The sequence below is a fragment of the Gilliamella sp. Pas-s25 genome, from assembly GCF_009795885.1.
Lineage (GTDB): Bacteria > Pseudomonadota > Gammaproteobacteria > Enterobacterales > Orbaceae > Gilliamella.
The window spans coordinates 140,757-154,062 of the sequence record NZ_WTEV01000001.1; the positions used below are offsets into that span (position 1 = coordinate 140,757).

Here is a 13,306-nt window from a genome sequence, read left to right on the forward strand (position 1 = left end):
TCCATAAAAAGATTTATATAAAGAGGAAAAAAAATGGCTGGAACATTTGCCATCATATTAACATTAGCAACATTCATTACGGGTATCTTCTGGTTTTTAGAAAAGTTTAAATGGAAACCGGCAAGACAGCGTAAAGTTGAAGAAGTACGCACCCAAAGTAATGGCGAAGTAGATGGAAAAATACTTGCCGAAGTTGGTAAACCCAAAGGTTGGGTTGAAAACTTAGCGTCGTTTTTTCCCGTTTTGTTTGTGGTATTTGTTATTCGCTCATTTATATACGAACCGTTTCAAATTCCATCGGGGTCAATGATACAAACACTCTTAATCGGTGACTTTATTGCGGTTGAAAAATTTTCGTATGGTATGCGTGATCCTATTACCAACACCGTTATCATTCCAACAGGGCACCCCAAACGTGGTGATGTAGCGGTATTTAAACACCCAACTATTCCACAAATGGATCTGATTAAGCGCGTTGTTGGTTTGCCGGGTGATAAAATTGTCTATCTGATTAAAGAAAAGCAAATTTTAATTTATCCAGCGTGCCAAACAACGGATAGCAATTGTGTAGGGCAACAATCGCAGCCACTTGATTTACATTACAGCGAACCAAAACCAAGTAACTGGAAAGAAGTGCATGAACAGTTCAAATCAAACCCGAGTTTTTATACTTTAGACCAATATGCCGACAAAGGCATTGTTGATTCTAACTCTATCGTGACATTGAATATGAATATTCAACAAGAAACCCTAGGCGACACTCAGCACGATATTTTAACAACGCAAGGTTCGCTAGAAGATCCAAAATATTATTATCATCAAAATGGTCAACCTATAGCGACTTGGGTTGTGCCACAAGGTCATTACTTTATGATGGGCGACAACCGCGATAACAGTGGCGACAGTCGATACTTTGGTTTTGTGCCCGAAGGTAACTTTGTTGGTAAAGCAACTGCTATTTGGATGAGCTTTGAAAAACAGCCCGACCAATGGCCTACTGGAATTCGCTTTAGTCGTATTGGTGGTATACATTAATAACTATACTTATGAAAAAATTTAGTCAAATTCAACAATCAATCGGCTATCAGTTTCAAGATATCTCCCTACTTGAATTAGCACTTACTCATCGAAGTGCTAATAAACTGCATAATGAACGTTTAGAGTTTTTAGGGGACTCTATTTTAAGCGTTGTCATTGCCGACGAACTCTATCACCGTTTTGTCAAACAAGACGAAGGTGACTTAAGCCAAATGCGAGCAACGTTAGTTTGCGGGCAAACACTTGCCGAAATCGGTAAAGATTTTAAATTGGGTGATCACCTTATTTTAGGACAAGGTGAGCTAAAAAGCGGTGGATTTCGCCGTGAATCAATTATTTCTGATGCGGTTGAGGCCATTATTGGTGCCATTTACTTAGATAGCAACATCGATACAATTCGTCCGCTAATCTTAGCGTGGTATCAAAGTCGCTTAAACCAAATTCAACCCGGCATTAAACAAAAAGATGCTAAAACAAGATTGCAAGAATATTTACAAGGAATTCATCGTCCACGCCCATGTTATTTAATTGTCGAAGTAACTGGTGATAACCACGAGCAAGAATTCTTAATTCAATGCAAAATCGACAACGATAACCACGAGTATTTAGGTCGTGGTTTAAGTCGCCGAAAAGCAGAACAAGCAGCTGCACAAGAAGCTCTCAACCAATTAGGTATAAAATGACAGAAACAATACAACATTGTGGATTTGTCGCCATTGTTGGGCGACCAAATGTAGGTAAATCAACCCTATTAAACCGATTACTAGGGCAAAAAGTTTCGATTACATCACGTAAAGCACAAACGACCCGTCATCGTATTGTCGGTATCGATACAGAAAATAATAACCAAATTATCTATATCGACACCCCTGGACTTCATATTGAAGAAAAAAGAGCCATTAACCGTTTAATGAATCGAGCAGCAAGTAGCTCAATTGGTGATGTGGAGCTAGTGATTTTTGTGGTGGAAGGCACCCATTGGACTGACGATGACGAAATGGTCGCCAACAAACTCAAAGACTGCAAATGTCCAGTTCTGCTAGTGATTAATAAGATTGACAACGTCACCGACAAAACACAATTATTACCGCATATTCAAACTATTAGCCAAAAAGTTAATTTTCTTGATGTTGTGCCAATTAGTGCTGAAAAAGGAGAGGGTATTGATATTATCAAAGATATCGTCAAAAAACACTTACCCGAGGGCGAACACCATTTTCCTGAAGATTACATTACTGACCGCTCGCAACGCTTTATGGCATCAGAAATCATCCGCGAAAAACTTATGCGTTTTTTAGGTGATGAATTACCTTATTCCGTGACTGTTGAAATTGAACAATTCAAAGTAGACGAACGCAATGGAATGTATCGCATTAACGGATTAATCTTAGTTGAACGAGATGGGCAAAAGAAAATGGTTATCGGCAATAAAGGCGAAAAAATCAAAAAAATAGGCATCGAAGCCCGCAAAGATATGCAGTCATTTTTTGACAACAAAGTCCATCTAGAGCTTTGGGTCAAAGTCAAAGCAGGTTGGGCGGATGATGAACGAGCATTGCGGAGTTTAGGTTATAGTGATGATTAAAGATCTTACTTGACTTTTGTCATTAATCAGGCATGTTTATGCCTGATTTTTTGATTCTATTTTAAATTTTTATTTAAAAATTAAATAAAATTAATGCGTTGATTTGTTTTTCTATTTTTCTGTTTTTTAAAGCTTTTAAATCTAGCCTATGTTTTGTCGAGAAAAAATCAAAAATGGTGCATTAAAACTGCATTCAAATAGACTTTAAACAAAACATAAAATCCCTGAAAATATCTTATAAGTACTTGATTTTATTAACAGGCTATTAAGAAAGAATTTATTAAAATCAATATGATAACTTAATTGTTTTGAAGTTTCTTCAGGTTTTTCTTCAAAGCTATTTGGGATTTGGTTAGATTTCGGACTTGATTATTGTTGCTATTTATTTCATCAAAAGGTCAAAATATTTGAAAACCTTCAGCTGCAAAATTATTTTTATCAAAATAGAAATCTTTCAATTCTTTAAACCTTTGCGTAAAGTTTAACAAAATAACCTTTAAAAAATTTTTAAAAAAACTCCTCCAAAAAACTAGCCAAGCTATTTTTAAACGGTTATACTTTCACCAATTTAAAATAACTGCTTATTTAACAAGCAAACGAAAACATAAAAGACAAATAAAACAACAATTTACTTGACAGGTAAACCATAATGCTTTATCATTTTAAACACCAAACACCAAACACCAAACATGGCAAACCACCGTCTTGAATTTCTTAAATAACCACATTAGACGAGTTTTTTCTCTTATCTCGTTGATATCCTCGAAGTTATCCCCCAAACATTTATCTAAATTATCTTCAAAAGTTCCGTTGGCATTGGTATTGTTATTGTTATTGTCGTCTTCATGGCATTCACAGGCATTGGTCGCCAAAAAAAGAAATCGTAGTGATGCAATAATATTATCACCAACACCATTCATCAACTTCGTTAGGCCAAATCTGGTTTGGGGCGTAGGTGACAACGCAGGTCCCGTTGACATATGGAACTCACAAAAAGGATTCCTAGTACAGTCAATTGACCCCTACTCATATGCGCTTAATTTTCCGACAACGGGAGCTGACGGATTATATTTTGATTTAGATACAGAAGGGTTTGATGCAAGTCAGTTGACTTGGGAACCCGTCACGCATGAGGGTATAACTGCTACAGTAGAATTGCAACATATAACAGCAGTGGAAGGGTGGGATATGTGGATGGATGGTCCAGAAGATGTGACGCGAGTTACTTTAACAGGTCCTAGAGCAGATGGTGATATCATTGATGCGAATGGTAATTACATTGAAATAAGCGAACATCCAACATATCCAGGTCTCATTTATAAGCCTAAATTACCGCAGACATTCGAGTTAGTGGGTAAAGATAGAAATGGTAATGTGGTTGTAACATATGGATTTGTATTACAGAAATGGTTCCTCGGTCGCGATACAGATGGCAGAGACCCTGGCGTTCCATCCCACGCAGAGTGGTGTAATGGTTTAGGTTATCGACTTCCGAAAGTAAAAGATCTCACCAATGCAGTCTGTCGTCATAATGATCCAGACAGCGGCGAATGTTATGGTGCTTTTGGCGCTAAACCGTCATCAAGTGGTAATCACTATCAGCGTCGAATCGGGGCTGGATTCTTTACCGAGTGGGGAAAAATGGTGTTTTACTTTGGAAGAACAAGATACAGTGACGACGGCTACCCAGTAAGTGACCCAACCGGTGACAATACGTTCTTTGCTGTGGCTACGTTTGACGGCCACGTATTCCGCAATCCTCCGCATACTAGATATGAGGGGCTTTGCGTCACGCCTTAGTTGTGGTAGCTCAAACTTAATCTGACAGATGCTTATTATTCATCGGACACTTATTTTGACAAAGTGAGTGTCCGATGCACAAAATAAATTCTCCAATTGCTTTTTTTAACCTGCCCTTTTGCCCCGTTCCAAGTTTGCCATGGTGTTTTTCCATAACAATATTTTCCACAATGTGCTCTTTCTCGGTTGTAAAACTCAAGCCATTACTCAATATCGTTCAATTGCGTATAAATCTTACGTCGAAATAAAACATCATAACATTGTGTTTTCATCGTGTTATGAAATCGCTCAGTTTGAGGGCTGTAGGCTTTGGTCTTGGTGTGTTCAATTTCTTCTAGATTAAGATAAAGTTCATAAGCATGGATCTGCTTATGGCCATTATATTCCGTACCTCGGTCTGTAAGAATACGTAAAAGTGGCATTTGTTCACTATCAAAAAAAGGAAGCACATTATCATTGAGCATATCGGCAGCAATGAGACTGTTTTTCTCGATATAGACTAGCGTTCAGCCAGATCGATAACGATTATCCTTTTAGATAAAAACGCCATATCTCTTGTCTGTAAAAGGGCATTAGTTTTGTTTTTTTATGTATATTAATTACTGTAATTTCTCTAATTGTTGTGAACAATGTGAGTAAATACTAGATAAAATCAATATGCTAACTGAATATTTTTATAGTGAGAACACACTAATTTTTTAAAGTGCCCAACATCCAACAGGAAATATAACCATTAATCTGACGTCAGAATGGGTCGACAGCTGAGTAAAGTTAACACACCAAGCAACGATTTTGGTTTGTCTGGAACAAATCATAACTGACGTATTAAGAGTGAACAAAAGTCAAATATTATCATTTAACTGTTTCGATCATTTTTAACAAGTTAATGCTAAACATCTAATTTGAATTTATATATAATGTTGGCCCAATAACTAAGATTTTAGATATTAACTTCGGAGCCTTCTCATGCAGCAGTTTCGTCCTATCCGCCGTGCTTTACTTAGTGTGTCCGATAAAACCGGTATTTTAGAGTTTGCCAAAGCCTTATCAGAACGAAATGTGGAACTTCTTTCAACAGGGGGGACGGCAAAATTGTTAATGGAAAACCAGATACCGGTAACGGAAGTATCTGACTATACCGGATTTCCTGAAATGATGGATGGGCGAGTTAAAACGTTACATCCCAAAATTCATGGCGCCATTTTAGGGCGACGAGGGATTGATGATGATGTGATGCAACAACATCAAATTACGCCAATTGATATGGTGGTTGTCAATCTTTACCCTTTTGCACAAACGGTTGCTAACGCCAATTGCACGTTAGAAGACGCCGTTGAAAATATCGATATTGGTGGTCCAACAATGGTGCGTTCTGCCGCTAAAAATCATAAAGATGTCACTATTGTGGTTGATTGTTATGATTATGCCAATATCATTAACATGATGGATGATAACCAAAATTCCCTTTCTTTTGAATATCGTTTTAACCTTGCTATTAAAGCCTTTGAACACACAGCCAAATATGACGGCATGATTGCTAACTATTTTGGGCAATTAGTCCCCCCTTATATGGGTGAAACCAATGAGCCATCGGGCGAGTTTCCTAGAACGTTAAATCTACAATTTATTAAAAAACAGAATATGCGTTACGGCGAAAACGCTCATCAGCAAGCGGCTTTTTATGTTGAGCAAGATGCCAAAGAAGCCTCGATTGCAACGGCAAAGCAACTGCAAGGTAAAGCACTTTCTTATAATAATATTGCTGATACTGACGCTGCACTTGAATGCGTAAAATCATTTGACGAGCCCGCTTGTGTGATTGTAAAACATGCCAACCCTTGTGGTGTTGCCGTTAGCGATAACATTTTAAACGCTTATGAAAAAGCCTTTAAAACAGACCCCACTTCAGCTTTTGGTGGCATTATTGCGTTTAATAGACCGTTAGATGCTAAAACCGCCCAATCTATTGTTGATAAACAATTTGTTGAAGTGATTATTGCACCTTCAGTCAGCCAAGAAGCACTCATCATCATTCAAGCAAAAAAAAATGTGCGCGTGCTTGAATGTGGCGAATGGTCAACATCAGCATCAGCAAGTTTAGATTTTAAACGTGTCAATGGCGGGTTGTTAGTGCAAGATCGTGATTTAGGCATGATATCGCCAGATGCATTAACGGTAGTCACCAAACGTAAGCCAACAGACCAAGAACTTTCCGATGCGCTATTTTGTTGGAAAGTGGCTAAATTTGTTAAATCCAATGCCATTGTTTATGCAAAAGATAAAATGACAATTGGTATTGGTGCAGGGCAAATGAGCCGAGTTTATTCCGCAAAAATAGCAGGCATTAAAGCGCAAGACGAAAATTTAAACGTTGCAGGTTCTGTTGTTGCATCAGATGCATTTTTCCCATTTAGAGATGGGGTTGATGCTGCTGCCGCTGCAGGCGTCACTTGTGTAATTCAGCCTGGTGGATCGATTCGCGATGACGAAGTGATCCAAGCTGCGAATGAACACAATATTGCAATGATATTTACGCATATGCGCCATTTTAGACATTAATCATTTATAAAATCAGTGAGTCATTAATTCATTAAAAATAGATTGCTTGGTTTTGTCAAACTTAAAAATTGACACTCCCTTTTAGGTTGAAGTATTTAAAGGAGCTTTTATGAAAGTTTTAATCATAGGTAATGGTGGGCGTGAACATGCACTTGCTTGGAAAGTCGCACAATCGCCATTAGTATCAAAAGTCTTTGTTGCTCCAGGTAATGCCGGTACTGCACTTGAATTTGGTTTAGAAAATATTAATATCAAAGCAACCGATGTGGGGGGATTACTCAATTTTGCCCTGCAAGAACAAATTGATTTAACCATTGTTGGTCCCGAAGCTCCTCTTGTGATAGGGGTCGTTGATAGTTTTCAAAAAGCAGGGTTAAAAATCTTTGGCCCCACAAAATTAGCAGCGCAACTTGAAGGGTCTAAGGCTTTTACTAAAGATTTTTTAGCCCGACATCATATTCCTACAGCAGAATATCAAAACTTTACAGAAATTGACCCAGCTATTACCTATATTCGTGAAAAGGGTGCGCCGATTGTGATTAAGGCTGATGGGCTAGCGGCTGGTAAAGGGGTGATTGTTGCCATGACAGTGGAAGAAGCTGAAGATGCTGTGCGTGATATGTTAGCCGGTAATGCCTTTGGTGATGCCGGTCACCGAGTAGTGATTGAAGAGTTTCTAGATGGCGAAGAAGCCAGCTTTATTGTCATGGTGGATGGCAAACATGTAGAGCCCATGGCAACTAGCCAAGACCATAAACGTGTTGGCGACGGTGATACAGGCTTAAATACTGGTGGTATGGGGGCATATTCACCTGCACCAGTGGTGAGTGATGCTGTTTTTAAACGAATAATGGATGAAATCATCTACCCAACGGTCAATGGCATGGCACAAGAAGGTAATGTTTATGTCGGCTTTTTATATGCGGGTTTAATGATTGATAAAGAAGGTAATCCAAAAGTTATTGAGTTTAATTGCCGATTTGGCGATCCCGAAACCCAGCCAATAATGATGCGAATGCAATCGGATCTAGTCAAACTTTGTTTAGCTGCACTTGATGGCAAATTAGATACCGTACAATCAAAATGGGATCCAAGACCCGCATTAGGTGTAGTCCTAGCAGCAGGCGGTTATCCGGGTGAGTATAATACCCAAGATGTTATCCTTGGACTGCCTGCCGAATCAAGTGATGATTGCAAAATTTTCCATGCGGGTACTAGCTTAGAAAAAGGTCGCATTTACACCAATGGCGGGCGTGTGCTGTGTGTTACCGCATTAGGCAATACTATACTTGAAGCGCAACAGCGTGCTTATGAGCACATAAAAGGTATTTATTGGCATGGCTGTTTTTATCGTAAAGACATTGGTTACCGTGCGATTGAGCGTGAGCAAAACAAATAGCGGTGATGGATTGTTTTTTGTGAAAAAACAACAAAATAAAAAATTAAATAAAATCAATGGTTTTTCTGACTAGTTTTGGGGTCAAAATAATAAATTTTTTTATTGGTGAATGGAATATATTGAGTGTAGTGGTTTCGGACGTTTGAGTTTTGGGTTATTAAAATAACTACAGTGGCCACGTCTGAGTTAGGAAATTAAAGCGTATTTCCTTAACAACCCACGCTTTGGCTGCAGAATTGTGGTCTGCGGTTACGTACTGGTATCATCTTGATACTCGCCTATTCGAAATTATCTGCGCTTTGCTCAGCTGTTCAAATTTATGTTCCAGACAAAGCACAAACACGCCAAACATTCCTGTTTGGCGTGTGACCTTATTTTGTTATCGGCACATTCTGACTCAGGAATAACAAAAGCAACATGGCCTTGGGTGTTTTTTATGAGTTGCTTTTTTTTATTAAAAAACAGTGCATCACTATCCAAAAAAATTGTCAGGAAAGGTATTGATTTTATTTGATTTTTTATTTATTTTCAAGAAAGTTCAACAGTTTACACAACCATGTCAGGACGCTAGTAACTAATCAATCCGCAAAACCAAAAACAGCATACCCAGATAAAAGCTATTTAACCTAAAAAAGTGGTCAGGAAAAATATTAATTTTATTTGATTTATTTTCTGTTTTTTTTGAATACACAATCTTACAAACCCTTTTTTTAGCGATGATTTAAAATTAAATAAAATCAAAATATTAAAAAATAGCTCAAAAAAAGGGTTTTCAAAGCCAAAATTGTTGTTTATCTTTATACAGAAAGATTTATCGAATCTTAAGTTCTACTTTAACGCCGTATAGGCGGTTTAGAAATATAGAAAAAGGTTCTTTCAGAGCAAAAGATTCTTTAACGCCGTATAGGCGGTTTAGAAAAATCAGTTAGATCGTCTTCTGTTATATCATTGCTTTAACGCCGTATAGGCGGTTTAGAAAAGATTTTTTGAAACCGTCAGCTTCTTCAATGTCTTTAACGCCGTATAGGCGGTTTAGAAAAATTACAGGGCGGGGAGAATATGTTTTTTCTGCTTTAACGCCGTATAGGCGGTTTAGAAATATGGTGAACGGGAGTACGGTTTTGAGCTCCCCTTTAACGCCGTATAGGCGGTTTAGAAATATGGCTTTTTTCAAGAAAAATTATATGTTTTCTTTAACGCCGTATAGGCGGTTTAGAAATCGTAAACTGCGGTGCAACATAACTGATTATTCTTTAACGCCGTATAGGCGGTTTAGAAACAATGGTCAATACATCACCAATATTACGCGGACTTTAACGCCGTATAGGCGGTTTAGAAAACTAAAAAAGCACAAGAAAGCGATTTAGGGGTCTTTAACGCCGTATAGGCGGTTTAGAAAAAGCACAACAATTTCACCACTTTTTATTGAAACTTTAACGCCGTATAGGCGGTTTAGAAAAATACACTTTCAAATGAAATATATCTTATTTACTTTAACGCCGTATAGGCGGTTTAGAAAAGATCCTGAGTTATCAGCTAGATGGAGAATAGCTTTAACGCCGTATAGGCGGTTTAGAAATGCAAGCGGTGACTGATCTGCTCGGTTCGTTTCTTTAACGCCGTATAATCGGTAATTAAAATAATCAGATAATTATAAAAAAATAATAACCCCCAAAAAATAATTGGCTATGTTGTTTGTTTTACTTCGCGCGGGCTGGCGCAGGTCACATTTTTCAGTCAAAGCGTGGGTTGTTAGGGAATTTGCTAATTCTATAACTCGGACGTGATCGCTATATTTATTTTGAACACTAAACTGCAAACGTTCGCTCCCCAACCCTCCACATTTAATCCATTCTATTCTGAAAAAAAGCTTTATTTTTTACCAAAAAATAGGTCAGGAAAGGTATTGATTTTATTTAATTTTTTAATTGACTGTTTTGTGAGGAAAACAAACTAAGGTTATGTCGATAGTAAGATAACAGGCAGCATATTTATAATTATAAAAAGTATAAAAGCCATTAAATTATAGAAACCATTTCCCCTGATAAAATAGGCAACAGGCGGTGATAAAATTGCGATATGGATGTTGCCACGGTGAGCGTAATTGATATTGTTAGGGAATTAATCATTTCTAATTAAAAAAATATCATTAATACATAAATAGTTAACAAAATAAAAATCAACACAATATGTTCATATATCAATTCAAACCAATTATCTGTTGAGTCATCGAACAAACTTGCCACGAACAACTCCAGCAATGTAATTAAAGCCTAATCAATGATTTTTAATACAGATGTAAAGATTTTTTCTATGTTTTTGTAATTCATTGTTTTGGATTTTGATTCTTATTATTTTTTAAGTATAGAACCGAATGCAGACACAATTCTACTTTGAAATAGAGTAAGAACTCTTTGATTCTTGTTTATAAATTGAATCTTCATTTTAAGTTATAGCACTCTATGTTATGCTAGCGCTAATATTAGTCACAGGATATCCCTTTATGATAAAAGATCCATTTTTTGACCGCGAAGCCGAGAAGTACGATTCCCCCATTGCTAGCCGTGAGCTTATTTTAGATTACCTTAAACAAGAAGCAAAACCGGCAAGTTTAGAAAAAATAGCCCAAGCTGTTGCTATTAAAGATGAAGAACAAAAAGTGGCGTTGCATCGTCGCTTGCGGGCTATGGAGCGTGACGGGCAAGTTGTGTTTACGCGTCGCAAATGTTATGCCTTGCCCGAAAAGTTTGACATGGTCAAAGGTAAGGTTATTGCCCACCGTGATGGTTTTGGCTTTTTGCGGGTAGAGGGGAACCCTGAGGACTATTTTTTATCGCCAGAGCAAATGAAAAAAGTTTTACAAGGTGATGTGATCTTAGCGCAGCCAATGGGTACTAAATACCGTGGAAAAATGGAAGCTCGGGTTGTACGAATTTTAGAACCACGCAATAATCAAATTGTCGGGCGATATTTTGTTGAGCAAGGCGTTGGTTTTGTTGTACCGGATGACAGCCGTTTAAACTTTGATATTTTAATTGCCGGCAAACCTGAACACACAGTTCGTATGGGAACGGTGGTCGTGGTTGAGTTACAGCAACGTCCGGAACGTCGTCAAAAAGCCGTTGGCATCATAAAAGAAGTGCTTGGTGAAATCATGGGGACTAATTTGGCGATTGATATTGCACTGCGAAACCACGAAATTCCTTATGAATTGCCACAAGCTGTTGAAAAAGAGGTGAGCAAATTTACCGAACAAGTGCCAGAAAGTGCTAAAAAAGGGCGAAAAGATCTGCGTCAATTGCCTTTAGTGACTATTGATGGTGAAGATGCACGTGACTTTGATGATGCGGTTTATTGCCAAAAAAATCGTGGTGGGGGCTATCGTTTATGGGTGGCGATTGCCGATGTAAGTTATTATGTTAGGCCTGATAAGGCCTTAGATAAAGAAGCCTGCTTGCGTGGTACATCGGTTTACTTTCCATCACGAGTTGTACCAATGCTTCCTGAAGTATTATCTAATGGACTTTGTTCGTTAAATCCACAAGTTGATCGTTTATGTTTAGTTTGCGAAATGACTGTGTCGAACAAAGGGCGATTAACAGGCTATGAATTTTATGAAGCAGTGATGAATTCACATGCTAGATTAACTTATACTAAAGTGGCTAAAATTTTAGAGGGTGATAAAGAGTTACGTCAACATTACCAAGCGTTAGTGCCACATCTTGAGAATCTGTATGGATTATATAAAGTGCTTGATAATGCACGAATTGCACGCGGTGCGATAGGGTTTGAATCAGACGAGCCGAAATTTATCTTTAATGCCGATAAACGTATCGAAAGTATTGAGCTTGCACAACGTAATGTCGCACATAAAATTATTGAAGAGTGTATGATTTTAGCCAATGTTTCGGCAGCAAAATTAGTGATTGATGCGCAAGTGCCATCATTATTTCGTGTGCATGACCGGCCAGATGAAGATCGAATGAGCAATCTGCGCAGCGTATTAAGTGAACTTGGCTTATCGCTAGGTGGTGGCGCCAGTCCAAAACCGAAAGATATCGCCGAATTAATGACGGTGGTTGAAACGCGTCCCGATCATGATATGTTGCAAACAGTAATTTTACGCTCCATGAAGCAAGCCATTTATGATCCTGAAAATCGAGGGCATTTTGGTTTAGCGCTTGAAGAGTATGCGCACTTTACCTCGCCAATTCGTCGTTACCCAGATTTGTTATTACATCGAGCGATTAAATGGATTTTAGCTGACCAACAGCAAAAAACTAGTAAGACTGGCGGACATTGCTATACCACCAGCGAAATGCTCTATTTTGGTGAACATTGTTCAATGACCGAACGGCGTGCTGACGAAGCCGTGCGTGATGTGGTTGATTGGCTCAAATGTGATTATATGCAAGATCATGTCGGTGAAGTATTTAACGGTACGATTTCAAGCGTGGTTAATTTTGGTTTCTTTGTTCGATTAGACGATTTTTTCATTGATGGTTTAGTGCATGTTTCCTCGTTAGAAAACGACTATTATATTTATGATGCTTCGCACAATCGTTTAATTGGTGAAAATACACGTTTTACTTATCGTTTAGGCGATAAAGTGCAAGTAAAAGTCGATAATGTTAATCCAGAAGAACGTAAAATTGATTTTTCACTGGTTGGCAGTAATAATAAGCCAAAACGCCAAGGTAAAACAGCAAAAGAGAAGTCTAAACAATCCCAAACCGATCAGCATGCTGATTTGCCGCTTAAGCGAAAACGCAAAAAATCAACTAGCGAAAGTAGTGCTAAGCCAAGTAACAAAAAGAAGGCTAAATCAAGTGCTAAACAAAACACGAAAGTTGAAGCGAAAGCTAAAAGTAAAAAACGTAGCAAATCGAAACCAAAATCAGTCAATAAAACCAAATAAGTTAATA

General features: G+C 38.0%; 7 protein-coding genes, 1 pseudogene and 1 CRISPR repeat array. Of the genes and pseudogenes, 7 read left to right on the top strand and 1 reads right to left on the bottom strand.

Going from position 1 to position 13,306, the window contains the following annotated elements:
- Nucleotides 1–33: 33 nt before the first annotated feature.
- The 4 genes from lepB to GQ593_RS00690 all read left to right on the top strand — a co-directional run bounded on the left by lepB (nt 34) and on the right by GQ593_RS00690 (nt 4,423).
- Nucleotides 34–1,035 carry a signal peptidase I gene (lepB, locus tag GQ593_RS00675; RefSeq protein ID WP_160430158.1) on the top strand — a complete coding sequence of 334 codons (1,002 nt, stop codon included), beginning with the start codon at nt 34–36 and terminating at the stop codon, nt 1,033–1,035.
- 11 nt (nt 1,036–1,046) lie between these two features.
- Nucleotides 1,047–1,721 (top strand): ribonuclease III, encoded by a 675-nt coding sequence (gene rnc, locus GQ593_RS00680; RefSeq protein ID WP_160430159.1) that lies wholly within the window; start codon nt 1,047–1,049, stop codon nt 1,719–1,721.
- Complete coding sequence (gene era, locus GQ593_RS00685; protein ID WP_160430160.1) at nt 1,718–2,623, top strand: GTPase Era; 906 nt, start codon at nt 1,718–1,720, stop codon at nt 2,621–2,623. Before rnc ends, era begins: the two co-directional genes overlap by 4 nt.
- An 822-nt stretch (nt 2,624–3,445) precedes the next feature.
- Complete coding sequence (locus tag GQ593_RS00690; protein WP_160430161.1) at nt 3,446–4,423, top strand: hypothetical protein; 978 nt, start codon at nt 3,446–3,448, stop codon at nt 4,421–4,423.
- Nucleotides 4,424–4,473: 50 nt separating this feature from the next.
- On the opposite strand, the pseudogene GQ593_RS14110 reads toward GQ593_RS00690, so the two are convergent.
- A pseudogene (locus tag GQ593_RS14110) lies at nt 4,474–4,923 on the bottom strand (IS481 family transposase); the annotation flags it as partial.
- A gap of 466 nt (nt 4,924–5,389) precedes the next feature.
- Between GQ593_RS14110 and purH the strand changes: the two are divergent.
- The 3 genes from purH (at nt 5,390) to rnr (ending at nt 13,299) form a co-directional block, all read left to right on the top strand.
- Nucleotides 5,390–6,982: a bifunctional phosphoribosylaminoimidazolecarboxamide formyltransferase/IMP cyclohydrolase gene (gene purH, locus GQ593_RS00700; RefSeq protein ID WP_160430163.1), complete on the top strand. Its 1,593-nt coding sequence runs from the start codon at nt 5,390–5,392 to the stop codon at nt 6,980–6,982.
- A 109-nt stretch (nt 6,983–7,091) separates the two neighbouring features.
- The gene (gene purD, locus GQ593_RS00705; RefSeq protein ID WP_160430164.1) at nt 7,092–8,381 is read left to right on the top strand and encodes a phosphoribosylamine--glycine ligase; all 1,290 of its coding nucleotides are present in this window, start codon (nt 7,092–7,094) and stop codon (nt 8,379–8,381) included.
- An 831-nt stretch (nt 8,382–9,212) separates the two neighbouring features.
- Nucleotides 9,213–9,960: a CRISPR direct-repeat array (repeat unit 28 nt; unit sequence CTTTAACGCCGTATAGGCGGTTTAGAAA).
- A 924-nt stretch (nt 9,961–10,884) separates the two neighbouring features.
- Nucleotides 10,885–13,299 (top strand): ribonuclease R, encoded by a 2,415-nt coding sequence (gene rnr, locus GQ593_RS00710; protein ID WP_160430165.1) that lies wholly within the window; start codon nt 10,885–10,887, stop codon nt 13,297–13,299.
- Nucleotides 13,300–13,306 lie beyond the last annotated feature (7 nt).